The organism is Empedobacter sp. GD03861, assembly GCF_029840885.1.
GTDB lineage: Bacteria > Bacteroidota > Bacteroidia > Flavobacteriales > Weeksellaceae > Empedobacter > Empedobacter falsenii_B.
Genome location: NZ_JAOCDJ010000005.1, coordinates 149346 through 166657, shown reverse-complemented (window position 1 = coordinate 166657; position 17312 = coordinate 149346). Strand labels below are relative to the sequence as shown.

14 protein-coding genes and 5 tRNA genes are annotated in these 17312 nt (G+C 31.4%); 7 read left to right on the top strand and 12 right to left on the bottom strand.

The window, feature by feature from the left end; genetic code table 11:
• Both N5D03_RS04640 and N5D03_RS04635 read left to right on the top strand, forming a co-directional pair.
• On the top strand, positions 1–2186 hold a 2186-nt coding region (locus N5D03_RS04640; RefSeq protein ID WP_280051049.1), incomplete at its 5' end, for a choice-of-anchor L domain-containing protein.
• Positions 2186–2506, top strand: a complete 321-nt coding sequence (locus N5D03_RS04635) for a hypothetical protein (protein WP_280051048.1) — start codon at positions 2186–2188, stop codon at positions 2504–2506. The genes N5D03_RS04640 and N5D03_RS04635, both read left to right, overlap by 1 nt.
• 55 nt (positions 2507–2561) lie before the next feature.
• Here the strand turns inward: N5D03_RS04635 and typA are convergent, their stop codons facing one another.
• From typA to N5D03_RS04585, 10 genes are all read right to left on the bottom strand, one after another.
• A complete protein-coding gene (typA, locus tag N5D03_RS04630) occupies positions 2562–4364 on the bottom strand; it encodes a translational GTPase TypA (protein WP_221854374.1) in 1803 nt (600 codons plus the stop codon).
• Positions 4365–4623: 259 nt separating this feature from the next.
• Positions 4624–4696 (bottom strand) — tRNA-Lys (locus N5D03_RS04625).
• 185 nt (positions 4697–4881) lie between these two features.
• Positions 4882–5808 (bottom strand): YARHG domain-containing protein, encoded by a 927-nt coding sequence (locus tag N5D03_RS04620; RefSeq protein WP_280051047.1) that lies wholly within the window; start codon positions 5806–5808, stop codon positions 4882–4884.
• Positions 5805–6377, bottom strand: a complete 573-nt coding sequence (locus N5D03_RS04615) for a DUF2306 domain-containing protein (RefSeq protein WP_280051046.1) — start codon at positions 6375–6377, stop codon at positions 5805–5807. Before N5D03_RS04615 ends, N5D03_RS04620 begins: the two co-directional genes overlap by 4 nt.
• Positions 6378–6739: 362 nt before the next feature.
• The gene (locus N5D03_RS04610; protein WP_280051045.1) at positions 6740–7159 is read right to left on the bottom strand and encodes a hypothetical protein; all 420 of its coding nucleotides are present in this window, start codon (positions 7157–7159) and stop codon (positions 6740–6742) included.
• Positions 7160–7500: 341 nt separating this feature from the next.
• Positions 7501–10608, bottom strand: a complete 3108-nt coding sequence (locus tag N5D03_RS04605) for an AsmA-like C-terminal region-containing protein (protein ID WP_280051044.1) — start codon at positions 10606–10608, stop codon at positions 7501–7503.
• A 174-nt stretch (positions 10609–10782) separates the two neighbouring features.
• Positions 10783–10855: transfer RNA gene (locus N5D03_RS04600), tRNA-Lys, on the bottom strand.
• Positions 10856–10906: 51 nt separating this feature from the next.
• Positions 10907–10979, bottom strand: a tRNA-Lys gene (locus N5D03_RS04595).
• Between the two features lie 51 nt (positions 10980–11030).
• A tRNA-Lys gene (locus N5D03_RS04590) sits at positions 11031–11103 on the bottom strand.
• A 97-nt stretch (positions 11104–11200) separates the two neighbouring features.
• Positions 11201–11273 (bottom strand) — tRNA-Lys (locus N5D03_RS04585).
• A gap of 298 nt (positions 11274–11571) precedes the next feature.
• Between N5D03_RS04585 and N5D03_RS04580 the strand changes: the two genes are divergently transcribed.
• Both N5D03_RS04580 and N5D03_RS04575 read left to right on the top strand, forming a co-directional pair.
• Positions 11572–12177: a hypothetical protein gene (locus N5D03_RS04580; RefSeq protein WP_115001390.1), complete on the top strand. Its 606-nt coding sequence runs from the start codon at positions 11572–11574 to the stop codon at positions 12175–12177.
• Between the two features lie 2 nt (positions 12178–12179).
• On the top strand, positions 12180–12707 hold the full coding sequence (locus N5D03_RS04575; RefSeq protein WP_280051043.1) for a shikimate kinase: 528 nt from the start codon (positions 12180–12182) through the stop codon (positions 12705–12707).
• Here the strand turns inward: N5D03_RS04575 and N5D03_RS04570 are convergent.
• The gene (locus N5D03_RS04570; protein ID WP_038334500.1) at positions 12704–13117 is read right to left on the bottom strand and encodes an RNA-binding S4 domain-containing protein; all 414 of its coding nucleotides are present in this window, start codon (positions 13115–13117) and stop codon (positions 12704–12706) included. The genes N5D03_RS04575 and N5D03_RS04570 overlap by 4 nt on opposite strands.
• A 67-nt stretch (positions 13118–13184) precedes the next feature.
• On the opposite strand from N5D03_RS04570, the gene N5D03_RS04565 reads away from it, so the two are divergent.
• Positions 13185–13943 (top strand): hypothetical protein, encoded by a 759-nt coding sequence (locus N5D03_RS04565; RefSeq protein WP_280051042.1) that lies wholly within the window; start codon positions 13185–13187, stop codon positions 13941–13943.
• Between the two features lie 96 nt (positions 13944–14039).
• Positions 14040–15242 (top strand): nicotinate phosphoribosyltransferase, encoded by a 1203-nt coding sequence (gene pncB, locus N5D03_RS04560; protein WP_280038007.1) that lies wholly within the window; start codon positions 14040–14042, stop codon positions 15240–15242.
• A 73-nt stretch (positions 15243–15315) separates the two neighbouring features.
• On the opposite strand, the gene N5D03_RS04555 is transcribed toward pncB, so the two are convergent.
• Positions 15316–16620 (bottom strand): Xaa-Pro aminopeptidase, encoded by a 1305-nt coding sequence (locus N5D03_RS04555; RefSeq protein WP_280051041.1) that lies wholly within the window; start codon positions 16618–16620, stop codon positions 15316–15318.
• A gap of 338 nt (positions 16621–16958) precedes the next feature.
• On the opposite strand from N5D03_RS04555, the gene rpsF reads away from it, so the two are divergent.
• On the top strand, positions 16959–17306 hold the full coding sequence (gene rpsF / locus N5D03_RS04550; RefSeq protein ID WP_038334492.1) for a 30S ribosomal protein S6: 348 nt from the start codon (positions 16959–16961) through the stop codon (positions 17304–17306).
• Positions 17307–17312 lie beyond the last annotated feature (6 nt).

Genomic DNA, 17312 nt, shown 5'->3' with positions numbered 1-17312 from the left:
AATTAATTGATAAATTTATTGGAACAAACACAGGTTGTATTACTATTTCTAATATTAATATTTCTGGATACAATAGATCTTATGATGAAATAAGCTATGGTTATTTTACAAAAGGAACTAGTAATTTTGATCTTTCCGAAGGAATTATTTTATCTACTGGAAAAGCAAAAGCTGCTGAAGGTCCAAATGCTACTTTACAAAGTTTTTATGGAATTAATTGGGGAGGAGATCAAGACTTAATTGATATTTTGATACAATCTAATTTACCTCATGACAAAATTTTAAATGCTACATCTCTCGAATTTGATTTTGTATCAAACCTTACAACAGATCAAATTAGTTTCGAGTACATGTTTCTTTCAGAAGAATATCGAATTGATAATTGTGATTATTCTGATGCTTTTGCCTTCTTAATCAAAAAAGCAGATAATTCTGAACCTTATCAAAACATTGCATTAATTCCAAATACAACTATTCCTGTAACAACTAAAACAATTAATGGAGCAGATAGATGTAAAAGTTTCCAAGAATATTTTGGAGGGTTTAATTCTAGGAATAGTCCAACAAATTTCAATGGACAAACAAAAGTTTTGAAAGCAAATGCACAAATTGTAGCAGGCGTAAAATACCACATAAAATTGGTAATTGCTGACCATGGAGATAGTTATGGCCTTTATGATTCTGCTGTTTTCTTGAAAGCTGGAAGTTTTGTAGGATCAAAAAGTTTAGGTTCTGATGTTGTATTATGTCCTGGAAAATCTGAAACAATAGATGCGACAACTACAAATGCTACAGCTTATAAATGGTACAAAGATGGTGTGGAAATTAGTGGTGAAACAAATGCAACATTAGTGGTAAATGAAACAGGTTATTACGAAGTAGAAATCACATTGAATACTGGTTGTTCTTTGAAAGGTCATATTAATGTTTCTGTACAAGAAGAACCGCAAATTTATCAAGATCGTTTTTCTATTTGTGATGATGATTTAGATGGAAAAACACAAATAAATTTAGACGAATATACTGATCGAATTGTAGAAGATTATTATTCTGCTCATCAAGTGAAATATTTTGATACCGAACAAGATGCTAAAGATAATATTTCTGCAGGAATAACGAATTTTGAACTAAATGGAATTCAGACATCTAAAGAAGTTTGGATTCGTGTTCAAATCGGGACTTGTGATCCAGTTATAAAAAAAATTACTTTTACATTAAATAATCTAAGTATTGCAAACATAATTCCTCCAATAGAAATTTGTGACGAGGATTTAAGTAACGATGAAGAAATTGTTTTATCCGATTATATTGATGACTTGATTACGAATATATACGGATCTCCAACTTATTATTTAAGCGAAGCTGATGCAAAAAATAGTCGAAATGCAATCAGCGCGACACAAATAATAAATTCAGATCAAACATTTTGGGTAAGATTTAAACAAAATGGTTTATGCGAAAATGTTGCTCCAATTCATTTTATTTTCAAACAATCTGGAAAATCATCAACCTTAAAAGATGTTACAATTTGCAAAGGAACAACGACTACTTTGGATGCAAGTACAGGATTTGACACTTACGAATGGTTGCATAATGGTAATAAAAATCAATCTATTACAAATGTTTCTGTTGGAACTTATTATGTAAAATTAGGATTAAATGGTTGTTTTTATACCCAAGAAGTAAAAGTTATTGAAGCCGAAGATCCAATTATTCAATCCATCGAAATTCAAGGTTCTACGGTGACTATAAAAGTTACTGGATCTACACCGCCATATCTGTATTCGTTGGATAATGGTGCTTTTCAATCTTCAAATATTTTCACAAATGTAACTTTAGGAATTCATACAGTTTATGTAAAATCTGCGGCTAATTGTACGCCTATTTCGAAAGAATTTTCGCTGATTAAACTAATCAATTTTATTTCTCCAAATGGTGATGGTAAAAATGATGTGTTGGATTATTCTCAATTAAAAAGTAAAATCAATCCGAAATTTGTCATTTATAATCGAAAAGGAAAATTATTATTTACAGGTTCTGAAGCTAATAATTATACATGGGATGGAAAACTGAATGGGCAAACACTTCCTTCTGATAGTTATTGGTATATTATCGAATGGACTGAACCAAATTCAACTCAAATCCAAAAATTTGAAGATTGGATTTTATTAAAAAGTACTTATTAATGGATAATTGGATAAATTTCCCAAAAAAGGATTTGGTGCTCGAAATTTATTTTTCGGAACAAAATATGGAAGACGAAACTTTATTATTTTGGAATGAAATTAAAATCTCTCCTGAAATATGGAAATGTAATGATGTTATTGAGGATAATTTTTGGGTCGTTGCTTTATGCGAAAATTATTTGATTTGGTACAATGATATTGAAGAAGGTTTTAATGTTTCGAGATTCAAAATTAAAGGTGAAATAGTAGAATATAACGCTTCTAAAGATGAATTAAATTTCGCAATTAAAGCACTTAAAAATAAAATCGAATCTATTTAAAACAAAAAACCAGAAGATTAACTTCTGGTTTTTTGTTATATATAATTTCAAATGATTAGCTCATTGATTTTTCGAAACGTTTACGATCTACTTCTTTTAAGTGAATTTTACGTAAACGGATGAAGTTTGGAGTTACCTCGATACATTCATCAGCTTGGATATATTCCATACATTCTTCCAAAGTCATTTCTGTTTTTGGAGCGATAGAAGATGAATCATCTTTACCAGCTGCACGAATATTATTTAATTTCTTAGCCTCAACTACGTTTACTACTAAGTCATTGTTACGAGAATGCTCTCCGATAATCATTCCTTCGTAAACTTCTTCACCTGGCTCGATAAAGAATTTTCCACGATCTTGTAATTTATCAATAGAATAAGGAGTTGATGTACCTTGATCTTTTGAAATAATTACACCTGCAGAACGACCAGCGATTGCTCCTTTGAATGGTTTATATTCTAAGAAAGTGTGTGCCATTACAGCTTCACCAGCAGTAGAAGTTAACATTTGAGAACGTAATCCGATTAATCCACGAGATGGAATTTCGAATTCTAAGTGTTGCATTCCTTCTTTCGCCTCCATAACTAATAAATCACCCTTACGTTGAGTTACTAAGTCGATTGCTTTAGAAGAATAATCATCTGGAACATCAATTACTAATGTTTCATATGGTTCACATTTTACACCATCAATATCTTTTAAGATTACTTGTGGCTGCCCAACTGTTAACTCATAACCTTCGCGACGCATCGTTTCGATTAATACAGATAAGTGCATGATACCACGTCCGTAAACTAATTGTGTATTAGAATCTTCTGTTGGCTCTACACGTAAAGCTAAGTTACGCTCTAACTCATCTTCTAAACGCTCTACTAAGTGACGAGAAGTAACAAATTTACCATCTTTACCAAAGAATGGAGAGTTGTTAATTCCGAAAGACATATTCATTGTAGGCTCGTCGATATGCATAACTGGTAATGCTTCTGGATTTTCTGGATCTGCAATTGTATCTCCAATTTGGAAACCATCGATACCAACAACAGCACAAATATCACCCGCTTTTACCTCAGTAGCTTTTACTTTACCTAAACCAGCAAATGTATATAATTCTTTGATTTTATGTTTTTTGAACGTTCCATCAGGTTTTGTTAAAGCAACCCAATCCCCTTCTTTAATAACACCACGGCTTACTTTACCAACTGCAATACGTCCTAAGAATTTAGAATAATCTAAAGATGTAATTTGCATTTGTAAAGAACCTTCGTAAGCTTCTGGAGCAGGAACATGTTCAAGAATACCATCCATTAATGGAGAAATATCGTCTACACGTACATTTTCTGTATTGAACCATCCTTGTTTAGATGAACCATAGAATGCTGGAAACTCCAATTGCTCTTCTGTTGCATCTAAGTTGAAGAATAATTCGAAAACTTTGTCATATACCTCATCAGGACGACAGTTTTCTTTGTCAACTTTGTTAATTACAACTAATGGTTTTAAACCTAATTCTAATGCTTTACTCAAAACGAAACGCGTTTGTGGCATTGGTCCTTCGAAAGCATCTACTAATAAGATAACCCCATCAGCCATTTTCAACACACGCTCAACTTCTCCACCGAAATCCGCGTGACCAGGAGTGTCAATCACATTGATTTTTACACCTTTATAATCTACCGAAGCATTTTTAGAAAAGATCGTAATCCCTCTCTCACGCTCGATATCATTGTTATCCATGATTAATTCACCAGACTCTTGGTTTTCTCTAAAAACGTTTCCGCTGTGAAGAATTTTGTCAACCAATGTAGTTTTACCGTGGTCAACGTGTGCGATAATCGCAATATTTCTAATGTTTTGCATCCTTGAAAATTATGGGTGCAAATTTACGACAAATTTATTTTTTATTACTATACTTTTGATTTTATTTAATTTTAGCAATAATTAATTTAGAAAAATTTAATATTACTGAATACTTTTTAGTAAAACGTTGATTTATTTGCAGATTGATTAATGAAAACTATTTTTTCATTGAAAAATTTTAACGATTTCACCTATAATTCTTAATCATAATTATAAAAAACAAAAAAAACTGCTACACAAAAGTATAGCAGTTTTTTCGTGACTCGTCTGAGGCTCGAACTCAGGACCCCGAAATTAAGAGTTTCGTGCTCTACCAGCTAAGCTAACGAGCCTAAATTGATAAACACAACAAACAAAATTTTCTTGGTTTGCTCTGCAAAGTTCTTTCAGAACAAAGGTTTTATCGAGTAAAAACAATTGTATTCTTCAATTTAACCTATAAAGCAAAATGATAATCCTGCTATCCTATTTTCGGATTGAGTTTTAACTCATTCTATCTTAATCAAAATTCTAAATTTTAGCGTCCATATTGTTGATAATTATCGGTTGCATATTTCTCAAAACGCTTTAATAACGCAATATTATCTTTTTCGATTGACGACAATTTATCCTCAACATTTGTATACAAAGGCACATACCAATCTACATAATCAAAAAATTGACGTGCACCACGATTCGCAAACGAATAGCCATGACGCGCATAAATTGTATTGCGAATAATTTCTAAATCTAACTTATGTAAATTTTTCAGTTGTTTTTCCGTCAACTTTTGCGTTGATCCATTTATTTTATAAATTTCATCCGAAGCAGCACGTTGCACATCTACAAAATACTCTTCTCCATCTGATTCGTCATATTTTTTCTTTTTAGAATTCACCCAATCTACATTATCGTATTCATCCGCATATTCTTCATCTACACCATATTTTGGCTGAATTAAAATATTTTTAGGATCATAGTTAAACGTTGTTTTTTTCAAACTAAATTTTCGAGAAAGTACAGGTAAATCTTTTCGTTTCGAAATCCAAATTCCATAAATTGAATCATCTTTTTCAGAAATATTAAACTTAAATGTTCCATCATATTTTTGATCGCCTGGTTCATTCGCCATCACATAACGTGAGTTTCCTTCTTTCACCAAATCACCTTTAAATGGTCTTATATTTCCAGCCGAAACACTATACCCTTCGACAGTATTATTGTTATTAATCTTCTGAATAACAATACTAATTCGGTTTCGAAGCGACCAATTATCACCTTTATCATAATCAACTGAATCTGCCTCAAAAATACCAGACCATAGCCCGATATCTTCTTGCGTTGGCTCGATATGAATCGATGAAATTGTATCATTAATATCATTATTTTTAACGGCATCTTTTTTGTCTTCTTTACAACTAAAAACAACAAGCGTAGTGCAAATAAGTAGTCCTATTTTTTTCATATTTTAGATTGTTTAGTTTTATAAATATAATATTCTACGAGCAATAAATTAGGTACAAATCCCAACCATGCTATAATTTGATAAACATCCATGGGCGCAGGATGAAAAAAATAAACCAAAATCACTTTCCAAGCGCGTAACGTAAGTGCAGAAACAGCCAACGCATAACTACGAAGCATAAAATTTCGGTGCGATTGAATATCTTTCTGCTTAATTTTAACAACTGCAATCACAGTAAAAATCCACCAAAGAATACCGAGAATTACAAAAGCAGTTTTCGCAATTAATTCTCCATTTGCATAAAACCCAATATAAATTCCGCTCGGCGCAGCAAATAAAACAGTAATATAAAAATAAAATTTACCGAGAAGCCGATGAATTTTTCTGATTTGTTGATTGGTAATTTTAATGAATTGAACAATTCCAAAAAACAATGTAAATATTGCTGAATAAACGTGAATGTAAAAAATGGTTAAATAACTTGGAATTGTTGTCACCTCATCTTGTTTGATGGCTAAAAAAGAAACATCCGACGAAATCGGAATATAACGCAACGTGATTTGCAGCATTAATCCGAAGAAGTAAAGCCAAACAAGGAAAAGTAGTATTTTCCACCACGAGGTATTTTTTATTGCAGTTGCAAGTTTCAGATTTAGTTGATTTTGAATCTTAAAAGTACAATTTTATTCATTAACCTTCTTCATTTTTATTAGTAAATAAGCTGCTATTTCTTGCTGATTTTACAATTTCATTCAATTCAAAATATAAAATCGTCCATTCCGAAACGTCTTTCATTGCAACAATGAGATTTAGATACGCCCTCAAATCTTTTTCTAATTCTTTACGAAAAGATGATGCGCTTATCGAAGAGTATTTAAAGTAGTATTATGTGTATTGAATGAATAACTTTTGGGATAATAATCCTCACTTTTTAGTAACTATCCAAAAACTTTTTTATTTCATTTTTATCTATAGGAATTGGCGGTTCTTGCCAACCTTCTGCTGGTGCTTTTGTTATACTATCTGGCACAAATAGGAAAGGAATCAGCATTGAATTCTCAGGATTACCTTCTTCAAATACTACAAAATATCGTTTGCCTACAAAAAGGTTATTTGAGGATGACTCGCTTATTCCTGCAACTAATAGGATATTATTGTAATAATATTCATAATGATAGTAATCATCTCCTTTATAATAATTTATTTTAGAAATATTACCTATAGTATATCTAGATTTTTTTAAAATATTTGTAAATGATTTCTGTTTTTCTCTATATATAAAAGCACATACAATAACTACTGCTAATATTCCTAAAAAATATGATTGTGTTTTAGATAGTTTAATTTTCATTCATTAAGATTTTATATAATATATTTAAGTTCTAATGTTGTATAAAGCTATCCTTCGACAAACTCTGGATGACAAGGACAATGTATTATAAACAAAACGCTGTCAAAAATAAAGGTTGACCCGTTGTGCATTTTGATAATTTTAGCAATTAAACCGTCAATTCGAGTGAAATTCTGCAAGAATTTTGTATCGAGAATAAGGTTTTAGAAGATAAAATTCATCTTAATTCTCGATACTATTTTTATTCATTTCATTTCTAAAAATCACTCGAATTGACAAATTTTAATTAAAAATACACAACGGATTAAAGATAAATTTTCAAAACCTAACCCTTTCTTTTATTATTTGACTTGAGCAGCTTCTTGCTTCGCTTTTTCTTCTTCTAATGATTTTTGATATTCACCGAATTCGTCATCCGTTTCATTTAAATCTTCTTTATGATATTTCCCCACTTCAACCTCAAACGTATCTGCTGGACCAGTAATTTTGATCGGAATTCCAATAATCCCAAACGGAGGCAAACCAAGTCGCATACCAAGATTCATATAACCATCTAATGTCACTTGACCTTCGATTCGTGGACGAAAACCTGCAATTTTAAATTTCGTACGGTTTATTGTAATTACATTATTTTCAATCTTCGTTTTGAACGTCACTTTCTTCACATTCGCATCATGCAACGCGTCTGTCGACGTTTTTTCCGCAACAGAATTGAATACTTTAAATCCTAAAAATTTAATTTCTTCTAACGTAAAATTCCCTCCACCTTTTATGGTTTTCAATTTTGGGAACATATCTGCGCCCAAATCACCTTCGAGCTGATAATCCATCGAAACTTTTCCATGCGCTTTTTCCGCTGCACTTGCCAATTCTCTAAACAACGTAATTTCGTGATAAGCACGCTGAATATCGAAGTTATTGGCTTTTACAGTAAAATTAAATTTCGCTTTTTTCGCATTTGTTGGCACATAATTTCCGTTCATTGTAAATTCAGAACCAATCAAATTAAACTTCGTATTTTGAAGTTCAAGATTCCCTTGTTTCAAACCTAAATCTCCTTCGAAATTTTGCAACGTAATATCTTTAAATAAAACTTCTTTTGCTTGACCTTTTATCGACAATTCTACATTTTTTGGCAACAAAACCACACCTTCTTCCGCAGCAACCGAATTAGTCGCTGTCGATTCGGTATTAAATGCCATAAAATCATCAATATTGACACGATTTGTTTTGAAATTAATAGTTCCTTTTAATGTTTCATTATCTTTTAACGCATAATTGATGTAATTCGAAACATCTCCATCAAATACAAAAACATTCTTTTTATAACGCGCTTTTACATCTTTAAAAGTCAAATGACTTCCTTCAAATCGGAAATCTCCTTGCTTGATAACAAATTTGCTCGGAAAGAATTTTGTATTAATCTTAATGTTCTGAATTTTCACAAAACCTTTGTTTTGAAAACTCTCCAAAGGCGCTCCATTATTTCCTTTTACACCAAAATTAGTTTCAATTAATCCATCAACATCTAAACCTTCAATTGGAAATAATTTGTAAATATTCGCTAAATTCAATTCACCTTTTGAATGAATTCGATAATCTAAATTGTTTAAATTCTTCAGATTTGCATTCACCATAAATGGTTTTCCTGCCAACGTAAATTTGATTGGCAAAACATCTATTGACAAATCGTTAAACGAACCTCTACCCGATTTTATATGCGTTTCTACCGTAATATTTTCTAAAGGTAAATTCGGATATTCGTGTAATTTGATGTAACCATTTTTCAAAATAACGACCGAATTAGAAACCGGAACTTTTTTACGTTTTGGCTCATACGTCCCGTTTGCTTTCATTTTCACAAGCAAATCGCCTCGCATATCAATATTCTTTATTGGATAAATTTTGTAGATATCCTCTAAATGAATTTTAGCACCAAAATCTGCATTAATCGGAAAATTATTCAGATTCTTCAATTCTAATCGTCCAATCATATAATTATCCATCGCTTTTGCATCAATTTTATGAACCAAAACAGACGTATTTTTGATATTTCCATCTGTATTTTTCATCGTCAAATCCAAATTAATGTGATCCAAAGCCGCAGGCATTTCATTCATTTTGAAATAACCATTTTCAAGATTAGCTTTTAGATAAAACGTTGGAATTTTTTTTAAAGGATTTTTCGCATTTTGAACGATTGAACCTTTCCAACTTCCTTCCATATCAAGAATTCCTTTTGCGTCAAATTGATTGAAACCTGTTGCATTTTTCAAGGCTTCCAAATCAATACTTGACTCGATAATTCCTTCCGAAAACATTGTTTTTCCCGCCCAATACGTGAAATTAGTTTTAGTTGTTCCATCTAACAATTTGAAATCAAGATTATCCATTTTCACACGCATTTTATCAGGATCTAACGCTTGTAAATCAACAGTAGAAACAAGATTTATATTTTTGATTGGAGAAGATGATTTCTTATAATTCATCCATCCATCATCAATTTTTGCATCAATATGAATATCTGGATTCTGATTCGTCATCGAATTCATTACCCCTTTCATCGTGAAAAGAATCGTCGAAGAACCTTTCAGTTCCACGTCTTTTGCCCATTCTTGATACGCTTCTGGAATAATCGCAGGAATATATTGCAAATCATTTTTCTCTGATGAAATTGTTAAATCAAAAACTTTACTTTCATTTGGCATCAACAAAGAACCTTTCAACGAAAAAGGAAATTGACCTAATTCGAGATTATTTTCAGTAAAATAAAAAGATAAATTATTTAAATCAATTTTCGAATTGATTTTTCCTTTTAAAGGTAAATTCTTAACATATTTCTGCTCATCAAAACTAAAATTGACATTTTTGATATCCGTTTTTGCATTTAATGTTAACTGATTTTCTGTAAAATCTATCAGTCCATCGTAATCAAATTGATCTAATTTTAAATAGGTTTTAGATGATTGATCATCGTATAAAAAGTTAGAATTAGCAATTTTAAAATTATTCAACGCTAATCCTACACTCGATTCTTCTTCTTTTTCAACCTCATCAGAAGGCTTAACAATATCAAAATTATTACGACCTAAACTATCTATTTTCAGATTAATCGCTGCATCTGTAATAAATAATTCATTAAAAATTATTTTATCATCAAACAACGTTTTGACATCTACACCAAGTGCAATTTCTTTCGCAGAGATTAAATTTTCGGTTTGATATGGCGTAGAACCTTTGATTGAAGAATCCGTTAGGGTAACCGTTAGCTTAGGAAAATGATTGAAAAACGAAATATCCAAATCCTTAAATTCAATTTCAGTTTTTACATAATTTTCGGCAACGCTTTTTATACCTTCGTTAATTTGATCCTTAAAAAAATAAGGCGAAACATACAAAACCAATGCAATTCCACCCAAAGAAAATCCAGTAATCTTGACTACTTTCATTAATTTTGAGAGAACTGTTTTTTTCTTCTTCATAATCACTAAAATCGGTTGAACAAAGTAACTGAGAATATAAATTAATCGAAAACAATACGATATTTATTTACCGCAACATTTATCATGTTGACCTCAATTATTTTGCATAAAAAAAGCCAAACATTTCTGTTTGGCTTCTTGTGACCTGGCTGGGGCTCGAACCCAGGACCCCAACATTAAAAGTGTTGTGCTCTACCAACTGAGCTACCAGGTCTCCATTTTGGAGTTGTTATTGTTTTTAGACTTCTCAATAACTAGAAGTTTGTGACCTGGCTGGGGCTCGAACCCAGGACCCCAACATTAAAAGTGTTGTGCTCTACCAACTGAGCTACCAGGTCTCCGTTTTGGAGTTGTTACTGTTTTTAGACTTCTCAATAACTAGAAGTTTGTGACCTGGCTGGGGCTCGAACCCAGGACCCCAACATTAAAAGTGTTGTGCTCTACCAACTGAGCTACCAGGTCTCCGTTTTTTCGGACTGCAAATATACGATTATATCTGAGTTTACAAAACGAAAGACGTTTTTATTTTTCTTATATAAAAAAGAACGTTTTGACTAAGTGACCTGGCTGGGGCTCGAACCCAGGACCCCAACATTAAAAGTGTTGTGCTCTACCAACTGAGCTACCAGGTCGGTTTCTTAAATCGAGTGCAAATATAGGGCGTTTAATACTAATTTAACAAACGTTTTGTGAAGTTTTTTACAATTTATTAATTAATCATTTCGGTTTTAAGAACTTAAATTTAGATAAATTTTTAGTTTTTTTTTGAAAGATAGAATTTCGGATAAGAAAACTGAAAAAATAAGCCATAGAAACATCATTTTATATATTTGATAAATGATTTATATACTATATTTGTCATCCAGCAAATCTAAATCTATGTGAACCGAAATTATTTTCGGAACGCTATTTAAAGATTGAAATTTTAGAATGAAGAAGAATATACTATATATTATTATTGCTTTGTTTTCGATAGTGTCGTGTAAAAAATCTGACAACCCAGAGGCAGACGTACCCGATTCTGAATATGCAAACAATTGTAATCAGGAAACAAAAGATGCACATTTGTCTAATTTTGCATTGAAAGAATTAAAGGAATTAATAAAAGATCAACCACAGATTATTCATCAAAAATTGAATGATCGTTGTTTCAAGGTTTCTAAACTTGGAAAAAATTTATACATTCAAAATTCAGATCGTTTAGATTCTTTGAAGATTAAAAACAATAATCAAGGAACAATGTTTTTGAATAAAATAACAGCAATACAGGTTTCACAAGAGATTGTTTATAAATTAACATATTCTTTTCCTATTAAATTCTTGAATCAATATAGAGCAGAAATCAAAAAAGATGCGCCAAAATCTAAATATCATCATTCAAATTCAATCGTTACTAACGAAGATTATCAAGTAACTTATAATGTGGAACGTTATGATGCAAGACGTTTGGAAAATACGTATTCGTATCAAATTGATACGTTTGATGGATATGCGAGATTAACTATTTTTTATTCAGAAGACTTACCAGTAGACTAATCATGATTATTTCTTTAGTAGGATATATGGGTAGCGGAAAATCGACTACCGGAAAAGATTTAGCCAAAGCATTGGGTTTCGAATTTATTGATCTTGATGATTTTATCGAACAAAAATATCAAACAAAAATTAGTGAGATTTTTGAAAAAGAAGGCGAATTAGGTTTTCGTAAAAAAGAACGAGAAGCCTTAAAAGAAGTTCTGACTTCAACAAACATTGTGCTTTCTTTAGGCGGTGGAACTCCTGTTTATTTCGATAATATGAATGAAATTGCCAACAATTCAATTTCATTTTTTATGCGTGTGCAATTACCACAATTGGTGAAACGATTGGAAAATAAAAAAGAAACTCGACCTTTGATTGCTCATCTTTCTGATGAAGAAATGATGGAGTTTATTGCGAAACATTTGTTTGAGCGCAATCAGTTTTATGAAAAGGCAAAATATACAATCAGTATTTCAAACCAAAGTACATTAGAGATTTTGGACGAAATTATGAAACATCTTAAAAAGGAGAAGATTTGGAATTAATCCAAATCTTCTCCTTTTATAATGATACCTTCTGTATCTTCTCCACCTTCTTCTAAATAATCATCCAAATCTCGGCGATCTTTTTTCGTTGGTCGACCTTCACCTCTTTCACGATAATAATCTTGCGAAAGCTTGCGAAGCTCTAAAACTTCATATTCTTCTTTTGGCGTTGTATCCACAATATGCAAGGTTAACAATTTAGCTCCAATTCTATTATTTGGCACTTGCAACACTTTAAAAGATAAATTAATTTGATCTTTTCTCACCTCAATCGCATCACCAGGAATTATATCTCGCGACGCTTTTGCAACATCTCCATTCACTTTTACACGATTCTTTTTTACCGCATCAGCCGCTAAAGATCTGGTTTTATAATATCTAACACTCCAAAGAAATTTATCTAATCTCATTTAAAACTGAATATTTGTTAGGTTAAACTAATATTTTTTCTAAATTCGCAATATAAATCGAAATAACATGATAAAGAAATTCTTCGTTACTTTAATTGCATGTTCTGCTATTTTAGTAGGATGTAATAATGATGATGATAACGGTGTGAATAAAGAAACTAAAATTCCAATTGAGGAACGTAATGCTTTAGATGATGAAGCGATTCAACAATATATGGAAGATTTTTACTTCAATCCTAAAAATGGAAAACTTAAAAAGTTCGATACTATCAAAGGAAACGATGATGATGCCTATCCAACATTAAAAAGTTTAGCAAAACAAGATAACTTAGGAATTTGGTATGCCGAAAATCCTAATCATAAAGGAACAGGAGAAACTATTGTATCTAATGATAGTACTTCAATTTACCTAAGCTCAGTTACTACATATTTTGTAGCTACAAACAGTACAGATTATAAAAGAAAATATGGTTATTTGGGTCAATTTTATCCCTCAAGTATAAATACTGGAGATGGATCGGCTGTGAAAGATCCTAGTTTTTATTATTTTATCCCAACTGAAACAGAAATTAAAAATGGAGTAAAAAGAGAACATGTCGAATTGAAAAATTTCGCTGAAGGATTGAAACATTTTAAAACAACTGAACGTGCTACAACTGATTTGTATAACTTTCAAGGTGTAATTATTTTACCTTCTCGTTTAGCTTATGCACGAAATAAATTCTACGTTTCTGGATCAGGGTTAACTGAATATTCAACATACAGAGACGCAACTATAATTTTCAATTTCGAATTACCTAAAATCGAGAAAAGAACAACAAAATAATTATCTTCAAAACAAGATAATCTTACAAAAACCATCTACATTGATGGTTTTTTTTTATCTTTAAATTTCAAAATGTATTAGAATTAAACCTAAAAAATGAGTATAATAAAATCTATTATCGATAACGATTTCTATAAATTCACCATGCAATTTGGCGTTACAAAATTGTATCCAGATGTAATGGCGCGCTATAAATTCATTAACCGTGGTGAACATCAATTTCCTGAAGGTTTTGCAGAAGAATTGCAAAAAGAAATCAATGCAATGGCTTCACTTGCTTTAACCAAAGACGAAAAAGACTTTTTCACAACAAATTGCCCTTATTTGAGTCCTGCTTATTTAGACTTTTTGCAAGGTTATCGTTATGATCCAAATGAAGTAAAAATCGCTCAAAATGGTGCTGATGTAGAAGTTCACGTAGAAGGATATTGGTACCGCACAATTCTATGGGAGGTTCCAATTCTTTGCTTAATTAGTGAAGTTTTTTACAAATTAACTAATGCAAAACGCATCACAAACGAAGAAATCACAAAACGTACAAGCGATAAAGTTGATTTATACAATCGTCTTGGCGTTACAGTTGCGGAATTTGGTACCCGTCGTCGTCACAGTTACGAAGTTCATGATGTCGTAATGAAAGAATTAACAAACCATAAAGGAAAAAGCTTTGTTGGAACTTCGAATGTTCACTTTGCGCATAAATATGGTGTAAAACCAATTGGAACACACGCTCACGAATGGTTTATGTTTCATGGTGCACGTTACGGATTCAAAATTGCGAATTCAATCAGTTTAGATCGTTGGGTAAAAGTTTATTATGGTGATTTAGGAATTGCTTTGACAGATACGTATACGTCGGATGTTTTCTTTGGACAATTTGATAAAAAACTATCTAAATTATTTGATGGCGTTCGCCACGATTCTGGAGATCCAATTGAATTTGGAGAAAAAACAATTGCGCATTACGAAAAAATGGGCATCAATCCTTTATTCAAAACGATTATTTTCTCGGATGGATTAAATTCAGAAAAAGTGGAAATGATTACAAAAGCTTTCAAAGGAAGAATTGGATTATCATTTGGAATTGGAACGAACTTAACAAATGACACTGATTTAAAACCTATGAATATCGTGATGAAATTAACCGAAATTTCTTCGATAGATATAAAATGGACTGGTGTTGTAAAACTTTCGGACGAAAAAAATAAACACACAGGAACTCCACGTATGATTGCTCTTGCAAAAGAAATGTTAGATTTAGATGATATTCCATCACATGATGCGCCAGAAAATGATTAAGAATATTCTTTAAAATAAAAAATGGAACTCAATATTGAGTTCCATTTTTGTTATCATTTAATATAATGAAAGATTATTTATTCATTAAATCTTCGATTTCTTCTGCTTCTAACGGAATATTTTGCATCAAGTTGAAAGGTTTTCCTTCTTTTTGAATTACATAATCATCTTCCAAACGAATTCCAAAACCTTCTGCAGGAATATAGAATCCTGGCTCGTTTGTGAAAACCATTCCAGCCACAAAATCATCAGTCAATAAACCATAATCATGTGTATCTAATCCCATATGATGAGACGTTCCATGCATCATGTATTTTTTGTAAGCTGGCCAAGCTGGATCTTCGTTTTGTACATCTGCTTTATCCAACAAACCTAAACCTAACAATTCAGACGTATAAACTTTTCCTAATTCTTCGTGGTATTTGTACCAATTATTCCCAGGAACTAACATCATTTCCGCTTCTTTTTTACAACGTAAAACTGCATCATAAACTTCGCGTTGGCGTTTTGTATATTTTCCATTAACTGGAATTGTACGTGACATATCTGATGAATAATTTGCATATTCAGCTGCAACATCAAACAAAATCAAATCACCGTCTTTACATTCTTGATTATTTTGAATATAATGCAACACATTTGCATTATTTCCAGACGCAATAATTGGCGTGTATGCAAAACCTTTTGAACGATTACGAAGAAATTCGTGAACAAACTCAGCTTCGATTTCGAATTCCCAAACTCCAGGTTTTACGAAATTTAAAATACGACGAAAACCTTTTTCTGTGATATCACACGCTTGTTGAATCAATTGAATTTCTTCTGGTTCTTTTACAGAACGTAAACGTTGCAAAATAGGATTTGAACGTAAATAAGTATGTCCAGGATAATCTACTTTCAATTGTTTTACAAAACGATCTTCGCGCGTTTCTACTTGAGGTGCTTCTGTTACGCGATAATGCTCATTTTTATTTACATAAACATTATCTGCTTCTACCATCAATTTGCGCAAAACATTTGGTAAATCTTGTAACCAAAGTACAGTTTTGATTCCAGAAACTTCTGTTGCTTGAGCTTTTGATAATTTTTCTCCTTCCCAAACTGCAATATGATCGTTTGTTTCACGAACAAATAATACTTCCTTATATTTAGGATCGTAAGCGTCAGGAAAAATTAATAAGATAGATTCTTCTTGATCAACTCCAGATAAATAAAAAATATCACGATGTTGTGCAAATGGTAACGTAGAATCTGAAGAAATTGGATAAATATCGTTAGAATTGAAAATAGCAAGAGAACGAGGTTTCATTGCTTTTACAAATTTCGCTCTGTTCTTTACGAATAATTCGCTTGGAATAGGATTGTATTTTGTTGTCATAAAATTTTACATTAATTATTATGACCAAATTTAAGAAGATGTTTTTAGAAAAAAAAGGAAAACCCTCGCAGAAACGAGGGTTTTAACCTTAACCAACCTAAACCTATGAAAAAGCCATTAGCCTTTTATGTTGACAAATGTAAGCTACTTTTTTTAAACTGCAAATTTTTTTTAAAAAAAGTCAATATTTTTTTAACGTCAATATGATAAAACGATAATATTCAACAAATAAGCTATCTATAAAAAATCAATAATTATTCATTTGCGATATTCAAATAATTATTCTTATATTTGCACCTCGAATTTTAGTATAAATAATAACTTAAAAGAAGTTAAAAATGACACATTACGAAACTGTTTTCATTTTGACTCCCGTTCTATCTGATTCTCAGGTAGAGGAAGCAGTTAATAAATTCAATGACTTTGTTACTGCTAACGGTGGTGAAATCGTAGCAAAAGAGAACTGGGGCTTAAAAAAATTAGCTTACCCAATTCAAAACAAAAGAAATGGATTCTACCACTTAGTAGAATTTAAATCAGACAATAACGAGTTAGTTTCTCAATTAGAAGTTGCTTACAAACGTGATGAGCGTGTAATCCGTTTCTTAACTGTGAAATTAGACAAACACGGTATGGACTGGGCAGAAAAACGTAGAACAAAATTAAAGTCTAACTCTAACAAATAAGCAAAG